General features: G+C 72.7%; 20 protein-coding genes. 8 read left to right on the top strand and 12 right to left on the bottom strand.

Annotation, left to right across the window (positions count from 1 at the left end; all coding sequences use genetic code 11):
- Positions 1–84: 84 nt before the first annotated feature.
- Entirely contained in the window at positions 85–804 is a 720-nt protein-coding gene (locus tag AB0M30_RS44600) for a sugar isomerase domain-containing protein (RefSeq protein ID WP_364597856.1), read from the bottom strand.
- A 72-nt stretch (positions 805–876) separates the two neighbouring features.
- On the opposite strand from AB0M30_RS44600, the gene AB0M30_RS44605 reads away from it, so the two are divergent.
- Entirely contained in the window at positions 877–1,578 is a 702-nt protein-coding gene (locus AB0M30_RS44605; RefSeq protein ID WP_364597859.1) for an SDR family oxidoreductase, read from the top strand.
- A gap of 14 nt (positions 1,579–1,592) precedes the next feature.
- Here the strand turns inward: AB0M30_RS44605 and AB0M30_RS44610 are convergent, their stop codons facing one another.
- From AB0M30_RS44610 to AB0M30_RS44640, 7 genes are all read right to left on the bottom strand, one after another.
- Positions 1,593–1,946, bottom strand: coding sequence for an STAS domain-containing protein (locus AB0M30_RS44610; protein ID WP_364597862.1), 354 nt, complete (start codon positions 1,944–1,946; stop codon positions 1,593–1,595).
- Positions 1,943–3,013, bottom strand: a complete 1,071-nt coding sequence (locus AB0M30_RS44615; RefSeq protein WP_364597865.1) for a B12-binding domain-containing protein — start codon at positions 3,011–3,013, stop codon at positions 1,943–1,945. The genes AB0M30_RS44610 and AB0M30_RS44615 overlap by 4 nt, the downstream gene beginning before the upstream one ends.
- Positions 3,010–4,644, bottom strand: coding sequence for a PP2C family protein-serine/threonine phosphatase (locus tag AB0M30_RS44620; protein WP_364597868.1), 1,635 nt, complete (start codon positions 4,642–4,644; stop codon positions 3,010–3,012). Before AB0M30_RS44620 ends, AB0M30_RS44615 begins: the two co-directional genes overlap by 4 nt.
- A complete protein-coding gene (locus AB0M30_RS44625; RefSeq protein ID WP_364597974.1) occupies positions 4,631–5,029 on the bottom strand; it encodes an ATP-binding protein in 399 nt (132 codons plus the stop codon). Before AB0M30_RS44625 ends, AB0M30_RS44620 begins: the two co-directional genes overlap by 14 nt.
- A 92-nt stretch (positions 5,030–5,121) precedes the next feature.
- The gene (locus tag AB0M30_RS44630; protein ID WP_364597871.1) at positions 5,122–5,244 is read right to left on the bottom strand and encodes a hypothetical protein; all 123 of its coding nucleotides are present in this window, start codon (positions 5,242–5,244) and stop codon (positions 5,122–5,124) included.
- A gap of 101 nt (positions 5,245–5,345) precedes the next feature.
- Entirely contained in the window at positions 5,346–6,509 is a 1,164-nt protein-coding gene (locus tag AB0M30_RS44635; protein ID WP_364597874.1) for a VanZ family protein, read from the bottom strand.
- 75 nt (positions 6,510–6,584) lie between these two features.
- Positions 6,585–6,779, bottom strand: a complete 195-nt coding sequence (locus AB0M30_RS44640; RefSeq protein WP_103340695.1) for an antitoxin — start codon at positions 6,777–6,779, stop codon at positions 6,585–6,587.
- A 321-nt stretch (positions 6,780–7,100) separates the two neighbouring features.
- On the opposite strand from AB0M30_RS44640, the gene AB0M30_RS44645 reads away from it, so the two are divergent.
- The 4 genes from AB0M30_RS44645 (at position 7,101) to AB0M30_RS44660 (ending at position 11,583) form a co-directional block, all read left to right on the top strand.
- Positions 7,101–8,804: a sulfatase-like hydrolase/transferase gene (locus AB0M30_RS44645; RefSeq protein ID WP_364597877.1), complete on the top strand. Its 1,704-nt coding sequence runs from the start codon at positions 7,101–7,103 to the stop codon at positions 8,802–8,804.
- Between the two features lie 260 nt (positions 8,805–9,064).
- Positions 9,065–9,394 carry a hypothetical protein gene (locus AB0M30_RS44650; protein WP_364597880.1) on the top strand — a complete coding sequence of 110 codons (330 nt, stop codon included), beginning with the start codon at positions 9,065–9,067 and terminating at the stop codon, positions 9,392–9,394.
- Positions 9,395–9,811: 417 nt separating this feature from the next.
- Positions 9,812–10,939 (top strand): S1 family peptidase, encoded by a 1,128-nt coding sequence (locus AB0M30_RS44655; protein ID WP_364597883.1) that lies wholly within the window; start codon positions 9,812–9,814, stop codon positions 10,937–10,939.
- Positions 10,940–11,040: 101 nt separating this feature from the next.
- Positions 11,041–11,583 (top strand): dihydrofolate reductase family protein, encoded by a 543-nt coding sequence (locus tag AB0M30_RS44660; RefSeq protein WP_364597886.1) that lies wholly within the window; start codon positions 11,041–11,043, stop codon positions 11,581–11,583.
- On the opposite strand, the gene AB0M30_RS44665 is transcribed toward AB0M30_RS44660, so the two are convergent.
- Positions 11,580–12,170, bottom strand: coding sequence for a TetR/AcrR family transcriptional regulator (locus AB0M30_RS44665; protein ID WP_364597888.1), 591 nt, complete (start codon positions 12,168–12,170; stop codon positions 11,580–11,582). The genes AB0M30_RS44660 and AB0M30_RS44665 overlap by 4 nt on opposite strands.
- Positions 12,171–12,174: 4 nt before the next feature.
- Entirely contained in the window at positions 12,175–13,044 is an 870-nt protein-coding gene (locus tag AB0M30_RS44670; RefSeq protein WP_364597891.1) for an alpha/beta fold hydrolase, read from the bottom strand.
- Between the two features lie 110 nt (positions 13,045–13,154).
- Here AB0M30_RS44670 and AB0M30_RS44675 point away from each other — a divergent pair, with 110 nt between their 5' ends.
- A complete protein-coding gene (locus tag AB0M30_RS44675; RefSeq protein ID WP_364597894.1) occupies positions 13,155–13,310 on the top strand; it encodes a hypothetical protein in 156 nt (51 codons plus the stop codon).
- A gap of 176 nt (positions 13,311–13,486) precedes the next feature.
- Here AB0M30_RS44675 and AB0M30_RS44680 read toward each other — a convergent pair whose 3' ends face one another.
- The gene (locus AB0M30_RS44680) at positions 13,487–13,933 is read right to left on the bottom strand and encodes a nuclear transport factor 2 family protein (protein WP_364597897.1); all 447 of its coding nucleotides are present in this window, start codon (positions 13,931–13,933) and stop codon (positions 13,487–13,489) included.
- A gap of 50 nt (positions 13,934–13,983) precedes the next feature.
- On the opposite strand from AB0M30_RS44680, the gene AB0M30_RS44685 reads away from it, so the two are divergent.
- Both AB0M30_RS44685 and AB0M30_RS44690 read left to right on the top strand, forming a co-directional pair.
- Positions 13,984–14,619 (top strand): helix-turn-helix domain-containing protein, encoded by a 636-nt coding sequence (locus tag AB0M30_RS44685; protein WP_364597900.1) that lies wholly within the window; start codon positions 13,984–13,986, stop codon positions 14,617–14,619.
- 68 nt (positions 14,620–14,687) lie between these two features.
- A complete protein-coding gene (locus AB0M30_RS44690) occupies positions 14,688–15,206 on the top strand; it encodes a VOC family protein (protein WP_364597903.1) in 519 nt (172 codons plus the stop codon).
- Here AB0M30_RS44690 and AB0M30_RS44695 read toward each other — a convergent pair.
- Positions 15,203–15,646, bottom strand: coding sequence for a DoxX family protein (locus AB0M30_RS44695; RefSeq protein WP_364597906.1), 444 nt, complete (start codon positions 15,644–15,646; stop codon positions 15,203–15,205). The two genes, AB0M30_RS44690 and AB0M30_RS44695, sit on opposite strands and share 4 nt — an antisense overlap.
- Positions 15,647–15,970: the final 324 nt, after the last annotated feature.

The following is a 15,970-nucleotide window of genomic DNA, read 5'->3' on the forward strand; positions in this document are numbered from 1 at the left end:
CGAAGGCCGCCTTGGGTGCGTTCAACGCACCGAAGGCCACATTGGGGCGCTCTTCCCGGACGTCAAACAACTTGCGACGCGCGGCTAGAGCATCGGCACGTGGGCTCGGTACTGGTCGAGGAAACGCTCGTTGGCGGAGTCGCCGCCGGGCAGGTTCGAGCTTTGCCAGAGGGGGATCGGGAGGTCGCCGGCCAGGGTGGTCAGGCGGACCAGCAGGAGGTTCCACAGGTAGGTCGAGCAGAGGGTGGACAGGGCCGCGGTGGTTCCGCTGGGGGTGGGGACCACCGCGTCGCCGGGTGGGATGCCGGTGTCCAGGACGGCGTCGGCCAGCTCGCCGAGTTTGGCGAAGGAGCGCGCCGGGGCCGCGTCCATGTGGGGCCGGGAAGAGAACGCGACCACGTAGGCGCCCCGCTTCTTGAGTTCGTCCGCGAGCTCGACGGGGAAGGCGTTGACGCCGGAGTTCGAGAAGATGACCCCGACGTCACCGGGGCGGACCTGGGCCTGGGCGACCATCGTCGCGGCCAGTCCGGGGACGCGTTCGAGCTGGGTGCTGGCCTGGGCGCCGTGCAGGGGCAGCAGGCCGGGGTGGAACAGCGGGCGCACGCAGGCCAGGCCGCCGGCCCGGTAGAACGTCTCCAGCACCGCGGCCAGGCTGTGGCCCGCGGCCGCGGTGTGCACCAGGCGGCCGGCGCGGACGACGTCGAGGAGCCGGGCGGCCACCTCTTCGAGGGTGGCGGCGTTGCGGTCTTCGGTCCGGCGGAGGTGCTCGCGCACGGCGGTGCCGAAGTCGGCGGAAAAGTCCACGGGATCTCCTTGCGGGTGACTGAGGTCCCTATGGTCTAGACCATTCTGGGGTTCGCTGGCTAGGCTGCGTTCGTGACCGATCCCGTGTTCCTCATCACCGGCGCCTCCCGGGGCATCGGCGCCGCGACCGCCCGGCTCGCCGCCGACGCCGGCTACCGCCTGGTCCTCGTGGCCCGCGACCAGACCCGCTTGGCCGCCCTCGCTACGCAACTGGGCGACCCCGACCGGGTCTGGTCGCTCGCCTGCGACGTCACCGACTGGACCCGGCTCAGCGGGCTCGTCGCCCGGGTCCAGGACGCCTGGGGCCGCCTCGACGTGGTCTTCGCCAACGCCGGCACCAGCGTGGTGACCTCGTTCCTCGGCCGCCGCGGCGCGCCGCCGGAGGAGTGGCGGGACATGGTGCTCGCCAACGTGTACGGGCCCGCGCTGACCGCCCGTGCCGCCCTCCCGGCGCTGGTCGAGTCCGGCGGTCACCTGGTCCTGACCGGCTCGGCCGCGGGCCGCGGGGTGCGGCCGGGCAACCTGTATTCGGCCACGAAGTGGGCGGTCACCGGGCTGGCCCAGTCCATCCGCGCCGAATGCGTCGGCACCGGCGTCCGGGTCACCCTGGTGCAGCCCGGCCTGGTGGACACCGGCGGCATTCCGCCCGAACGCTCCCAGGACCCCAAGCTCGACCCCGCCGACGTGGCTCGCGCCGTCCTCTACGCGGTCGGCCAGCCCGCCACGGTGGACGTCAACGAAATCCTCGTCCGCCCGGTCGGCCAGGACCGCTGAGGCACCGGCCCGGCTCAGGAGTCGCGGCGGGCCCGGGAGTCCAGGGCGTCGCCGGTGAGGTACGCGGCCGTGCCGGTGCGGGTGAGCAGCCGCTCCAGGGCGGCCTGCCGGTTGTCCAGGTGCAGCCGCGCCCCCGCGTCGGCGACGACTCGGAGCACCTTCATCAGCTCCGACAGCCCGGACGAGTCGCAGAAGCCGATCGCGCCGCAGTCCAGGCGCACTTCGCGGACGCCGGGGTGGCCGGCCAGCCGGTCGGTGACCAGCCGCAGGAGCGTGCCGGTCGTGGCGAACTCGAGGTCGCCCGCGATCGTCACGTGGGCCGTGCCCTCCTCCGGGGTGGTCCACGTGCAGGTCAGGCCGGTGGTCATGCCGGTCGCTCCGATCCGGCGGCCGGCTCCGCCAAGTGCGTTCGTGCGATGCGGAGCAAGCCGGTGGCCCGCGGGAAGTCGCGCAACTCCGCTTCGAGCAGTTCGAGGGCCGGCCCGAGCGACGCCGCCGGGACACCGCGTGCGGTGAGGATCCCGGCCGTCCAGCTCAGGAACCCGGTGAACAGTTCGCCGTCGCCGACGTAGAGGGCGGTGGCCAGGTACTCGACGATGTGCGCGAGGTCCTCGGCCGTGTACTGGCGCTGCAGGTCGGTGTAGGCCCGGACGGCCGGGATCCGCTCCTCCAGGCCGGCCAGCACGGTCTTCACGAGCCGGCCCGAGCCGCGGGTGACCAGCGTGTACTCCTGGTCGGCCAGGTGCGGCAGGACGTCGAGCGGCTGGGGGGCGATCTGCGGCCGGGGGAGCGGCTCGGCCAGCCGGTCGGCGGCCGCCCGCGCGTCCGGCGCCCACGCTTCGGCGCCCAGCAGCCGGGCGTACCGGCCGTCGGGCCCGAACGCGGCGCCGCCCGCGATGACCGGGGTCGCCGCCGCCTGGCACGCCGTGATCGTCGCGTGCGCGGTCGGCAGCCGGGTCGCGAGCGAACCGGACAGCGCCACCGCGTCCGGGCCGGTCCGGTGCAGGTGGGCGACCAGGTGCTGGGCTGGCACCTGCGCGCCGAGGTAGTCGACTCCGAACCCGCGCAGCCGCAGCACTTCGGCCAGCAGCCGGGCCGGCATCGCGTGCCACTCCCCGTCGACGCAGGCGACGGTGATCCGGCCGAGGTGCGGCTCGGGCCGCCTCACCAGGTAGCCGAAGGTGGCGATGACGCGGTCGTTGATCGCGGTCGCCGCGTGCTCCTGGGCGACGGTGAGGCGGTTCGCCGCCCACTCCCGGCCGACCCGCCGCTGCACCGCGGCGATCACGTCGAGCAGCACGCTCTCCGGGTCGGTCCCGTCGCCGAGCGCCCGGACCACGGTGTCGCCCGCCGCGTGTTCGTCGCCGGTCGTGACGGCGTCCCAGAGCCGTTCGGCGTGCTCGGCCACCCCGGTGCCGCGGGTAGCTGTGCTCATGCGGTGTACCTCCCGCGCCCGTGGCCGCCCACCGCGGCGAGGTGCTGGCCGCGCGGCGCGGTGATCGCCAGCACGGCCATGTCGTCGTGGCTGCCGCGCCCGATCCACTGCGAGGCGAGCATCTGCACGCGCTCGACGACGGCGTCGGCCGGCATGTTCGCGCACTCGGCCACGGCCTGCTTGAGCCGGTCTTCGCCGAACATGGCGTCCCCCAGCGGGCCGCCCTTCGCCTCGATGATCCCGTCGGTGTAGAGCAGGCAGGTCTCCCCGGGCGCCAGCGTGACGTCCGCGCTCACCGACTCGATCTCGGGCAGCACCCCGATCAGGCTGCCCTGGGTGTCGGCCTCCTCGACCCGGCCGCCGGCCCGCACGATCAGCGGCGGCGGGTGCCCGGCGCAGGTCAGCCGCAGCCGGACGGTGGCGCCTTCGCGCCGCGCGGAGGCCAGCACGAGGGTGACGTACCGGGCGTCGGCGTTGCCGCCGAGGGTGCGGTTCAGCAGGCGCAGCAGCCGGTGGTGGTCGCCGGCCATCGGCAGCAGCGCCCGCAGCGTGGTGCGGATCTTGCCGGTCAGCACCGCCGCGTCGAGCCCCTTGCCGCAGACGTCACCGAGCACGGCGAGGGACTCCTCCCCCTCGACGGTGATCGCCGAGTGGACGTCGTAGAAGTCCCCGCCGATCCGTTCGCCGTCGCGGGCGGGGCGGTAGCGGCCGGCGAACTCCACGCCGCCGAGCTGCTCGAGGGCCGGCGGGAGCAGTTCGCGCATCAGGGTGTCGGTGATCGACGCCTGCAGCGCGAACACCCGCGCCGCCGACATGGCCGCCCCGGCGCGCGCCGCGAACAGCCGGGCGAAGAGTTCTTCCTGCTCGGTGAACGACGCCCGGTCGCCGCGGCGCAGCAGGACCAGGGCGCCGGCGGGGACGCCGTGGCCGGGCAGCGGTGTCACGACGATCGAGCCGACCGGCCCGAAGCCGTCGGGCAGCACCCAGGACGGCGCCGAGGCCGGGTCGAGCCAGCGCGACGGCACCGGCGGGAAGCCCTGCAGCGCTTCGCCGAGCCCGGGCAGCTCGTCCGGATCGATGTCCAGCCGGGCCCGGGCCGGCTCGCCGCCGCGCACGCAGGAGACGGCCGGGAAGCTCACGCCCGCCGCGGGGGCCAGGACGAGCGCGGCGTCGGCGAGGTGCTGCGCGGCCAGCCGGGCGGCGACCTCCATGCAGCGGTCCAGGTTGAGCGAGCCCAGCAGCGCGGCGGAGGCGTCGCTGAGGAACGTGGTGCGCTCCCGCTCGCGGGCCAGCGCCTCGCGCGCCGAGCGGGCGTCGGTCTCGTCGACGAGCCACCAGGTCACCGCCTCGCCGTGCGGGGCCGGGTGCGCGGCGAAGGCACGTTCGCCGACCTCGCCGCGGACGACCTCGGCCGAGCCGCGGTCGTGGGCGTCGGCCAGCCAGTCCACGACGGCGCCCGCCGCGGGGCAGCCGGCCCCGGCGGCGGGGAACAGCAGGCAGGCGGCCTCGTTGAGGGCGCGGATCGTGCCGGAACGGTCGATCACCACGGCCGCGGCCGGCGCGGCCGCCCAGCCCCCGGTGCCGTCGATCGCGACGGCGGGCGCGGTGCGCGCCGGATCAACCACGGGCACCCGCCGGATCCGGGTCGGTGGGCAGTTCCGCCCACAGGGTCTTGCCGCTGGGCCGGCGCAGCTGGCCCCAAGCCGCGGCGCAGCGTTCGACCAGCAGGAGCCCCCGCCCGCCGTGGTCGGACGGCGCCCGGCGGCGAGCGGGCTCGCCCCCGCTGTCGTCGACCTCGATCCGCAGCTTGGCGGCGCCGGGCAGCAGGCGGACGTGGTAGGGCGCGCGGCCGTGGCGCAGCGCGTTCGACGTCAGTTCGTCCACCACCATGACCGCCGTGCCGACGAAGTGGGCCGGGAAGCCGCGCAGGACCGTGCGGACCCAGTGGCGGACTCGCGCCAGTTCGGAAAGCTCGGGGGAGATGCCGAGTTCGTGCCGGGTAAATCGGAGTTTCACGTCGGCCTCCTTCGCCGTGCCGGCCTCCGCGGGGAGGCTCTCCCCTTCTTCATGCCCGAAACCGGGCTCGCCGACACGCGTTTCCGAGGTCGTCATGCCGCACACCAGGAGGTTTCGACCGCTTCGCCGGTGGGGACGCCCGCCGCGTCGCGCGTTTCGAGCGACCGGCCGTCGCCCGGGGAACGCCGCCGGGGCCGCGCTGCGTCGCTGGTCATCGACAACTCCAGGATGGGGGAACCGGGATCCGGGCTGGCGGTTCAACCCCGTCCGGAGGCAATCTACCAGCGCTGCCGCCCCCGGGCAGCTCGGTGTCCATTCACCGTCCTTTAAGGACTTCCTGCGGCGGCGCGGGCGCCGGGACCGGTTCCGCGGCGGCCGGCGGTACGACGGCGACGTTCACGGTGCGGGTCAGCCGCTCGTAGGGCGCCCGGTGCTCGCTGTCCAGCAGCACCGCCAGCGGCGTCCAGACTCCCACGACGAACACCGACGCGGCCAGCGCGACCGGCAGGAGCAGCCGCTCCTGGTGGTGGCCCAGGTCCCAGTGGTCCAGGTCCAGCAGCAGCCAGGTGAGCCACAGCGGCGAGAGCAGGACGCCGTTGCGGACCAGCAGCGCGATCGGTCCGGCCCGGCGGCCGCCGCGGCGCGTCACCCGCAGGAGCATCGCCCGCTTCCCGGGCGTCGACCCGGTCACGGCGGGGAGCACCACGAACCACACGAGGGCGAGGATGACGACCGGCGTGTCACGGTGGCGCAGGTCCTCGCCGAACAGCGTCAGCAGGCCGAAGAGGAACCCGAGCAGCGCGGCGAACCCGAGAAGGTCGGTGGCCAGCGCGAACAGCCGCCGGGTGAAGGTGACCCTGGCGGCGTAGCGCCGGTCGTGCTCGGGTCCGGCCGAGGGCAGCAGGCGCCCGAGCGGGCCGGCCAGCAGCCAGCCGACGACCACACCCGCGGTGTTGAGGATCAGGTCGTCGACGCTGAAGAGCCGGTACGGGCACGGGAAGAGGAACCACAGGCCGGTCAGCTGCGTCAGTTCGAAGAACAGCGACACGCCGAAGCCGATCAGGGCGGCGGGCACCAGCCGCATCCGCTGGGCGTACCGGACGTAGAACCCCAGTGGCGCCAGCATCACGACGTTGAGCGCGGTGGTCCAGACCGCCGGGTTGTGCAGCAGCGCCCCGGGGCTCCAGTGGCCGCGGGCCCGCTGGGAGACCACCTCGACGAAGTAGAACGGCCGCAGCTGCGGAGAACTCGCGTAGGTGTGACCCGCGCAGTACGCCGGGTCGGCCGGCAGCGGCAGCACCGTCTGCGTCGCGATCGCCAGGAGGTAGAACAGGAACGTGTAGAAGACGAACGTCGGCCAGCCGCCGGCGCGGCCGCGGCGACGGTAGCTGACGAAGGCGGCCGGGAGCATGACGGCCAGCACGAGGAGCGGGAAGAGGAGCAGGGCAGTCCGGACGGGGACGAGATAGGTGGCGACCACGGAGCCGGTGGTACCCAGCCGCGGGGGAAGCGAAGCGTGCTTCCCCCGGACGACTGGGCGTGCACCGGGCCGGGCTTACTGCGGAGGCGCCTCCTGCTGCCCGCCGCCCTGGTTGTGCAGGTAATCCTTCACCTTGTCCGAGCCCTGGTCGATCTTGTCGGCGTGGTCGCCGAAGCGCTGCTTGGCCGCCTCGGCGGCCTTGTCGACGCCCTGGTCGGCCTGGTCGGGGTGCTTCCCGAGTGCGTCCTTCGCCTTGTCGAACAGATTCATCGTGGGCCTCCATCGGTAAGCCGATCTTCGGACTCCCCGAGGAGAACACCGGCGGCGCGGGCCCGCAACGCTCCTTCCCTCGTCCTGGGGATTCCGGGTGTTTCCGCGGGTGAAAGACGGTGTGCGGGGGTTTGCCGCCTCCGGGCGCGGGTAACGGGAAACCCTTTCGCGAGCGGCGCCGAAGGAATACCTCCGGCCGACGGCGGTGTGAAGTGACCAGGGCGCGTGAACCGCGCGCCGCTCCGGCTCGTATATCCGGTGACGATCGCCGCCCCGCCGCACGGGCCGGCGGTCACCGTGTACCACGACGTGAGGCTCGCCATGGTTGGAAACATCGGTCTGCCGCTGGGGCGGCGCCGCACCCCGGTCCCTGGGGCGGCCCTGCCCGACTTCGGGCTGCCCCGGCCCGGACGGCGGCGCCACGTCGTCGCGAGCCGGGTCCTCACCGTGCTGGCCGCGCTGCTCGTGCTGTTCGGGCTCCTCGCCCCGGACGACCTCAGCTCGTTCTCCGCCGCGGCGCTCGTGCGCGTGCCCGTCGAGGGGCTCGTCATCGGCGCGTTCCTGCTGGTCCTGCCGCCGCGGCCGCGGCGCGTCGCCGCCGTGCTCGCCGGGCTGGGGCTCGGGCTGCTCACCCTGATGAAGGCGCTCGACACCGGCTTCTACGCCACCCTCGAGAAGCCGTTCGACCCGATCTACGACTGGAGCTTCTTCCACGCCGGCGTCGAGTTCCTGGCCGGGCAGATCGGGAACGCGGCCACGATCGCCGCGCTGATCGCCGCCGGCCTGCTCGCGGTGGCGGTCATGGTGCTCATGGTCCTCGCGATGCTGCGGCTGAGCCGCGTCGCCGCCGGACGGCGGACCGGCGCGACCCGGGTGGTGGCCGTCCTCGCCGTGGTCTGGATCGTCGCGTCGGTGTTCGGCGTCGAGCTCGCGCCCGGGCAGCCGGTCGCCGCGCAGAGCGCCGCCGCGCTGGCCTACGGCGACCTGCGCCAGGTCGGCGCCGACCTGCGGGACCAGCGGCCGTTCGGGGAGGTGGCCGCCGACGACGCGTTCCGGGCCACGCCGGGCGCGCAGCTGCTGAACGGGCTGCGCGGCAAGAACGTCGTGCTGACCTTCGTGGAGAGCTACGGGCGGGTCGCGCTCGACGACCCGGTCATCGGGGCGAAGATCGGCCCGACGCTCGACGCGGGCACCGCCGAGCTGCGCGCGGCGGGCATCGGCGCGAAGAGCGCGTTCCTGTCGTCCTCGACGTTCGGCGGCGGCAGCTGGCTGGCGCACTCGACCGTGCAGTCGGGGATGTGGATCGACAACCAGCAGCGGTACAACGACCTCCTCGCCAGCGACCGGCTGACCCTCGGCGGGGCGTTCCAGCGGGCGGGCTGGCGGACGGTCTGGGACGTGCCCGCGCACACGAAGGACTGGCCGGAGGGGCAGAAGTTCTACCACCCGGACGCCTACTACGACGCCCGTTCCATCGGGTACCACGGGCCGGGCTACGCCTACGCCACCATGCCCGACCAGTTCTCGCTCTCGATGCTGCAGCGCAAGGAGCTCGCGAACGCGGCGAAGCAGCCGGTGATGGCGGAGGTCGACCTCGTCTCCAGCCACGCGCCCTGGTCGCCGCGGCCCTGGCTGGTCGACTGGAACCAGGTCGGCGACGGCTCGGTCTTCAACCCCCAGCCCGCGGCGGGCGAAGCACCGGAGTCGGTCTGGAAGGACCCGGAGAAGATCCGCGAGGCCTACCGCGACGCGACCGACTACTCCCTGAAGACGATGATCTCGTTCGTCAAGCAGTACGGCGACGAAAACACGGTCCTGGTGTTCCTCGGTGACCACCAGCCGCCGGTGGTCACCCCGCAGGGCGCGGTCCACGACGTGCCGATCACCATCGTGGCCAAGGACCCGAAGGTCCTCGACCGGATCGCCGGCTGGGGCTGGCAGGACGGCCTCCACCCGGGTGCGCAGGCACCGATCTGGAAGATGGACTCCTTCCGCGACCGCTTCCTCAACGCCTTCGCCCGCTGACCGTCCTCTTCGGACGCTCCCGCGGCGCCGGGCGGCACCCCGGGGCGGCTCGCGGTCGCCGGAAGGTCGCGAATGACTCATTCGGGACCTCGGACGCCCCGAATGAGTCATTCGCGACGTGCTGACGCGGCTCGGGCTAGCCCGGATGGAGCAGCGGGGTGACTTTCCGCTGCGCGAATTCACTGGCCCGATGAATTGCCGGTAATTCTCGCGCACTTCTACGCTCGGGATGTCGGGTTCTCGGCGGTTGAGGAGTGGTCATGCGAAGGAAATGCGCGGTTTTTGCGATCGCGGTTTTTTCCCTATTCGGTCTGTCGGTCGTGCCGGCGGCCGCGGCGACCGGTGCTTCCGTGCCACCCGGCTGCTTCGGCGAGCGCTACGGGACCCTGTTCGGGCAAGGCGTGTCCGTGAGCTGCTTTCCCGGTGAGGGCTACGGATACCGGGTGATCGCGTACTGCGCGAACGGCAGTGCGTTCTGGCTGGCGGCCGGTCTTCCGGTGCGCTACGGATTCGGCCCGGCGGTCGCCGAGTGTTCCGGTGCGCTTCTCGTGCCCGCCCGGGTGGTCGCCTATCAGGTCGCCGAAATCTGATTCGCGCACGGAACCGCCCGGCCGCCGTTTTCCGGTGGCCGGGCGGCGTCGTGCCCGGATTCCGGCGTCGCATTCTGCCGGTGGGGCGCGCTCGTGAGGGGAGTCTGCCGGGCACGTCCGGTGCCCGGCAGACTCCCGTCCGGGCTCGTCGCCCCGAAGCCGTGTTGTACTTGGTTCAGACCTTTTTGCAACGCCGCGATGAAGGGGTGGTGACACGGCGCGGGCGGCCCTGCCGGCCGGTCCGCGCCTCGGTCGTGCGCGGGGAAATCCTTGTGCGGCAAACGGAGTACAAGTCCACAGTGGAGGGACATCGCGGAATTCCGGACAGAAGACCGGACAAATCTGGACCCGGCCCGGGTCGCGACCGCACACTCGGCGGACGGTGTGTTTCTTTCCCCCGGCCTTGGAGGAGTTCCCATGCGTCGAAGAATCGCCCTGGCTCTCGGCGGCGCCGCCGTCCTCACCGCGTCACTCGCCTCCGCCTCCCTCACCCCCGCGGCCGCCCAGGCCTCGCCCGGCCTGATCGCCGCCATGCAGGGGGACTTCGGGCTCACCGCCGCCCAGGCGTCAGCCCGGCTCACCCAGGAAATGACGGCCACCCGGGTACTGCCCGGTGCGCAACGGGCCGCCGGCGCCGCGTTCGGCGGTGCCTGGTTCGACCCCGCGCGCGGCAAGCTGGTCGTCGGGGTGACCGACCCGGGCGCGGCCGCCGCCGTCCGGCAGGCCGGGGCCGAACCCGTGGCCGCCCGGACCAGCGCGGCCAAGCTCGACGCCGCGAAGGCCGCGATCGACGCGTCGGCCAAGGCGGCACCCGCCCCGGCCGCGGTCAGCGGCTGGCGCGCCGACCCGCGCGCCGGCAGCGTCGTGGTCACCGTGCGACCGGGCGCGCGCGGCGCCGACGTCGACGCCTTCCTCGCCCGGGCGGCCAAGGCCGGCCCGGTCACGGTGGCGACCGCTCCGGCCGCCGAGCCCTTCTCGGCCGGCACCGTCGGCGGCGACCCGTACTACATCAACGGCAACACCCGCTGCTCGATCGGCTTCTCCGTGCAGGGCGGGTTCGTCAGCGCCGGGCACTGCGGCGGCGCGGGCAGCTCGGTCGTCGGCTGGGACGGCTCGTGGATGGGCACCTTCGCCGGCTCCTCCTTCCCGGGCAACGACTATTCGTTCATCCGCATCGGCGGCGGCTGGTGGACCGCGCCGGTCGTGCTCGGCTGGGGGACGGTGAGCGACGCGCTCGTCCGCGGGTCCTGGGTCGCGCCGGTCGGCACGTCGGTGTGCCGCTCGGGCTCGACCACGCACTGGCACTGCGGCACGGTGCTGGGCCAGAACGAGACCGTCAACTACGCCCAGGGCGCGGTCTACCAGATGACCCGCACCAACGTCTGCGCCGAGCCCGGCGACTCGGGTGGCTCGTTCATCACCGGTGACCAGGCCCAGGGCGTCACCTCCGGGGGCTGGGGCAACTGCGGTTCGGGCGGCGAGACCTGGTTCCAGCCGGTCAACGAGATCCTGCAGACCTTCGGCGTCTCCCTCGTCACGGCGTAGGAAGTTCCTCCGGTGGCGGCCGATGAATCCGGCGGCCGCCACCGGTAGGTACCGGTGAGGCCGCGCCACCGGGGCGCGGCGACCAGGCACCGGGAGCAACCATGAGCGTGATCGTCGTCGAGTTCATCACCCTGGACGGCGTCGTCGAGGACCCGGACGGTTCCGGCGGCACGGCCGGCGGCGGCTGGGCGTTCCGGCACGGGCGGGAGGCGGTGTCCGGGGACAAGTTCCGGCTCGGCGCCCTGCTCGACACCGGCGTCCTCCTGTTCGGCCGGACCACGTGGGAGCTGTTCGCGAAGCTCTGGCCCGGCCGGACGGGCGAGTTCGCCGACCGGCTCAACAACGCGGCCAAGCTGGTGGCATCGCGAACCCTCCACGACGTGTCCGCGTGGCAGAACTCCGCGCTGCTGCAAGGAGAACTCACCGACGCGGTCGAGCGGGAAGAACGGGATGTGATCGTCATCGGTTCGGTCGAGGTGGCGAAGCAGCTCGCCCGGCACGGGCTCGTCGACGAGTATCGCCTGCTCGTCTTCCCGAGCGTGGCGGGCGCGGGCCGGCGGCTCTTCGACGACGTCGTGCACTTCGATCCGGTTTCGACCACCCGGGTGGGGCCCGCGAACCTCGGCATCTACCGGACGAGCTAGGTCCGCAGGAGGCTCCCGAGCCACCCGCCGAGGACCTGCTGGACTTCGGCGCGCGTCCGGGCCGGGTCGTCGGCCGCGGCGATCATCCGGGCCGCCTCCATCACCGCGCTGAGCACCAGCTGCGCCAGGGCGGGGACGGGCATGTCGACGATCAGCCCGTCCGCCCTGGCCTGGGTCAGCACGGCGACGAGCAGGCCGAGACCGTACTCCGCCTCGATCTCGCGCCAGACGTCCCAGCCGAGCACGGCGGGCGCGTCGGTGAGCGAAATCCGGCGGACCTCCTCGCGCAGGCAGGCGTCGAGGAAGACGCCGAGCCCCTGCAGCATGCCGGCGAGCGGGTCCGGGCCGGCGGCGAACGCGGCCCGCACCTCTTCGGTCAGCTCGCGTTCCAGTTCCTCGACCACGGCGCGGAACAAGCCCTGCTTGTCGGCGTAGTGGTGGTAAAGCGCGCCGCGAGTCACCCCGGCGGCGCGGGTGATTTCGTCGGCCGGCACGGCCTGGTAGCCGCGGGCGGCGAACAGTTCGCGCGCGGCGGCGACCAGGGCGGCCTTCGTGCCGGCGGAACGGTCCTGCTGGGTACGTCGCACCCGCCTAATCTGCCATGGCGCCCGCGAACTCGACGACGTGACGGGCCAGCACCGCGGGCTGGTCCTCGGACAGGAAGGTGTAGGAGTCCGGCACCTCGACGAGTTTCGCGTCCGGCAGCAGCTCGGCGAGCCGGTGGGCCAGCCGGATCGGGAACAGCTTGTCCTCCGGTGCCCACGCGAGCAGCACCGGCCGGTCGAACGTCCGCAGCGCCTCGGCGGCGGCCAGCGTGTGCCGCGGGTGCACCTCCCGCAGCAGCTTGCGCAGGTCGCGCCGCACCCCGGCGGACTTCCGCAGCGGCGAGAGGTAAGCCTGCGCGACCGCGTCCGGCAGCGGCCGCTTGACGACCCAGCCGAAGAGGATCGGCAGCGGGTACAGCGCGCGGATCCGCAGCAGCTGCCCGAGCACCGCCATCGACCCGGGGATCCGGGCGAGCGGCGGCAGTGCCTTGAAGATCGGCGGGAAGAAGTATTCGAAGCAGTCGGACGGCGTGAGCACGACCCGCCCGACCCGATCGGGACGGCGGCTGAGCAGGATCTGCGTCAACGCGCCGCCGGTGTCGTTCGCGACGAGCGTGACGTCCCGCAGGTCGAGCGCGTCGAGGAAGTCGGCGATGAGGTCGGCGTTGCCGGTGGGGGAGAGGTCGGCGCCGGGGTGCATCGGGAGCTCGTGCGAGCCGAGCGGCAGATCCGGCGCCAGGCACCGGAACCCGGCCGCGGCGACGTCGGGAACGACCTTCCGCCACAGCTCGGCGTTCGTCAGCACCCCGTGCACGAACACCACCGGGGCTCCCGAGCCCCGCTCGGAGTACCGCACCTCGCCGGCGGGCAGCCGGACGCGGTGCTCCTGACCCAGGCACTCACTGCGCTTCGTCATGCGGCCAGGTTACATACATGGCGTATGTATGTAAATGTGTCAGCGAATTCCGGAAGGCCGAACGGCCACGGCGGGTCCGGGACGGGGCTTGGCGGATCTTTGGTCGCCGGGTGGGCGGCAAGGCCGGTGCGGTCACGGTCGAGGAGAACGCCCGGCGGCTGATGGACAAGCCGGAAGCGCTGCGGCTCAGCGCGCACGGCCGGGCGATCTGCGAGTACGCGTACGGCTCGCGGAGCTGGTGGTGGGATAGCGGCACGATCCGCTGAGTGATGCGGTGGTGCCCCGGGACTTGGCTTCGGGGAAAGGTCGGCTCCGGGGGCACCACCGCCCGCGGGACAGCTGACACGGTGTCCTGCGGTGGACTCACCTTACGAACCGCCGGGGGCCCTGACCAGGGCCTCGATGCGGTGTCGAAGGTTTGTCGCCCGGTCGGTCGGCAGGCCTACCGAGAGTGGGTCCCGGTGAACCCCGCTTCGGGTGCGGGCTCGTCCGGGGGCCGGTCGGCGTGGCGGTGGACGATCTTCCATTCGCCGTTCTCGCGCCGGTACACGTGGGTGGCGCGCAGGGTGTACGTCGTCGGCTTGCCGTTGAGCGACACCGTGTTGTGCTCGAAGCCGATGGTGTAGGCGAGGTCGCCGCTCGCGCCGGCCGCGATGACCTCGAAGCGGTATTCGCGCGAGTCGGAGAACTGGGCCGCGACGCGCTTGAAGGCCGCGCTGACGTCGGCCCAGCCGGTGCGGATCGGCAGCCAGGCCCCGAACAGGCTCACCGGGTCGGCCTGCGACCACAGGGCGGCGCGCGGTTCCTGGTCGCCCTGGTGGATGGCCCGTTCGGCGGCGGTCTGCCGCGGCAGCATGTCGGCGAGGAACGCGTCGGTGGGTGATGGCATGATGACTCCAATGCAGTCAGACTGTTTTCAATACAGTGAGGATGTATCGGATGAGCGGGCCCGTCAAGCGGCAGTACGACTCGAGCCGGCGCCGGGAGCAGGCGAAAGAGAACCGGCGCCGGATCCTGGACGCGGCGCACGCCCTCTTCGTCACGCGCGGTTACGGCCGGACGACCATCGCGGACGTCGCCGCGGAGGCCGGGGTCGCTCCGGAGACGGTCTACTCGGCGTTCAAGAACAAGCCCGCGCTGCTGCACCGCGCGTGGGACGTGGCCGTGGGCGGGGACGACCAGGACGTGCCGCTGCTGGAGCGCCCCGAACTGCGGGCCGTCTTCGCCGAGCCCGACCTGCGGACCCGGTTCGCCGCGTTCGCCGTCTTCAACACGGCCGTGATGCGGCGGACCGCGAAGCTGCACCTGGCCGTGCGCGGCGCGGCGGCGAGTGAACCCGCGGCGGCGGCGATGCTCGAGGAGATCGACCGCCAGCGGCTGGCGGCGATGGCCGAGCACGCCAGGGCCGCCGCGGACACCGGGGGGCTGGGGGTGTCCGAAGCCGAGTGCCGGGACGTGCTGTGGTCCACGACGGACGGCACGCTGTGGCACCAGTTCGTCGAGCGGCGCGAGTGGTCCGACGAGCGCTACGCGGCTTGGCTCGGCCGGCTGTGGGGCTCGGTCCTGGTGGGTTGACCCGTGCTGAACACGCGCTTAACATTAAGTTGAAACTTCAATCGAACTGCGCGCAGCACGGAGCCCCGATGTCGATCTTCCGCCTCAACCACGCCGTGCTCTACGTCCGGGACCTGGCCGAAAGCGTGGCGTTCTACCGGGACGTGCTCGGCTTCGGGTACATCGACGGCGGCGACGCGCACCGGGGCGCGGCGTTCCTGCGGGCACCCGGGTCGGCCAACGACCACGACCTCGGCCTCTTCGAGATCGGCGCGGCCGCGGCGGATTCCGGGGCCGGGCGGACCTCGGTCGGGCTCTACCACCTCGCCTGGGAGGTCGACACCCTCGGCGACCTCGAGCGGCTCGCCGCCCGGCTCACCGAAGCGGGCGCGCTGGTCGGCTCGGCCGACCACGGAACCACGAAGTCCTTGTACGCCAAGGATCCCAGTGGGCTGGAGTTCGAGGTCGTGTGGCTCATCCCCCGCGAGCTGCTGACCGACGAAGACCGGGCGAGGGGCGCGTCGACCGGGCGGCTGGACCTCGCGCGGGAACTGGCGAAGTACGGTCCCGACGCGCGCAGCGGCGTCGGGATCTCCCGTGCCTCCTAGACCTTCTGGACCTTCTGGACCGTGGCGCGCTCCTGCGCCGGCTCGGAAGACCGCTGCCGGACCGAAAGGTTGCCCAGCGCGAAGCGGCCCGCACCGACGAACGCGATGAGCAGCAGCGACCAGCAGAACAGCACGGCCGCTTCGCCGCCGTTCTGGATCGGGAACAGGCCGGTCGGCAGGTGGACGGAGAAGTAGGCGTAGGCCATCGACCCGGAGCCGAGCACGGCGGCGACCCGGGTGCCGAGGCCGACGCAGACGAGCACGCCGCACACGAGCTGGATGACCGCGGCCCACCAGCCGGGCCAGGACCCGACGGTGGCGGCGGACTTCGCGCCGAACAGGCCGAAGAGCGTCTTGAGGCCGTGGCAGGCGAAGAGGAAGCCGATGATGATGCGGTAGAGCCCGAGGACGTGGTCTCGGGCCGGGTCCAGGCGGTGCATGGTGCCTCCGGGGAGCGGGGGAGAGGGCAGCGGCGAACCGGCCGGTGGTGCGGCCGGCCGCGGTCGAATTCCGGTCACCCAGATATACCGGTCGTGGAGAGTTGCCACAAGCGCCAAATGTCGTGTAAGCGAGTTTCAGAAATGTTAACTCGCTGGTCGTCGCGGTACCGCTGCCTTGTGGCGCAACGGAAAGCCGCCGTACGGGTGATCTTCCCCCCAGTGGTCTGGACCGCCGGATAATCCGGCGCACTCTTTCGGGATTATTTTCGAGTCTTTCGATGCGGCCGCTTAACGGACGACTTAACAAAATGGTGGATCCGAATG

It is taken from the genome of Amycolatopsis sp. NPDC051716 (genome assembly GCF_040681595.1).
GTDB lineage: Bacteria > Actinomycetota > Actinomycetes > Mycobacteriales > Pseudonocardiaceae > Amycolatopsis.

Coding starts and splice junctions, on each gene's coding strand:
- AB0M30_RS44650 (WP_364597880.1), top strand. CDS start 9,065: ATGCGAAGGAAATGCGCGGTTTTTGCGATCGCGGTTTTTTCCCTATTC.
- AB0M30_RS44645 (WP_364597877.1), top strand. CDS start 7,101: ATGGTTGGAAACATCGGTCTGCCGCTGGGGCGGCGCCGCACCCCGGTC.
- AB0M30_RS44655 (WP_364597883.1), top strand. CDS start 9,812: ATGCGTCGAAGAATCGCCCTGGCTCTCGGCGGCGCCGCCGTCCTCACC.
- AB0M30_RS44660 (WP_364597886.1), top strand. CDS start 11,041: ATGAGCGTGATCGTCGTCGAGTTCATCACCCTGGACGGCGTCGTCGAG.
- AB0M30_RS44610 (WP_364597862.1), bottom strand. CDS start 1,946: ATGACCACCGGCCTGACCTGCACGTGGACCACCCCGGAGGAGGGCACG.
- AB0M30_RS44630 (WP_364597871.1), bottom strand. CDS start 5,244: ATGACCAGCGACGCAGCGCGGCCCCGGCGGCGTTCCCCGGGCGACGGC.
- AB0M30_RS44690 (WP_364597903.1), top strand. CDS start 14,688: ATGTCGATCTTCCGCCTCAACCACGCCGTGCTCTACGTCCGGGACCTG.
- AB0M30_RS44640 (WP_103340695.1), bottom strand. CDS start 6,779: ATGAATCTGTTCGACAAGGCGAAGGACGCACTCGGGAAGCACCCCGAC.
- AB0M30_RS44680 (WP_364597897.1), bottom strand. CDS start 13,933: ATGCCATCACCCACCGACGCGTTCCTCGCCGACATGCTGCCGCGGCAG.
- AB0M30_RS44695 (WP_364597906.1), bottom strand. CDS start 15,646: ATGCACCGCCTGGACCCGGCCCGAGACCACGTCCTCGGGCTCTACCGC.
- AB0M30_RS44615 (WP_364597865.1), bottom strand. CDS start 3,013: ATGAGCACAGCTACCCGCGGCACCGGGGTGGCCGAGCACGCCGAACGG.
- AB0M30_RS44685 (WP_364597900.1), top strand. CDS start 13,984: ATGAGCGGGCCCGTCAAGCGGCAGTACGACTCGAGCCGGCGCCGGGAG.
- AB0M30_RS44670 (WP_364597891.1), bottom strand. CDS start 13,044: ATGACGAAGCGCAGTGAGTGCCTGGGTCAGGAGCACCGCGTCCGGCTG.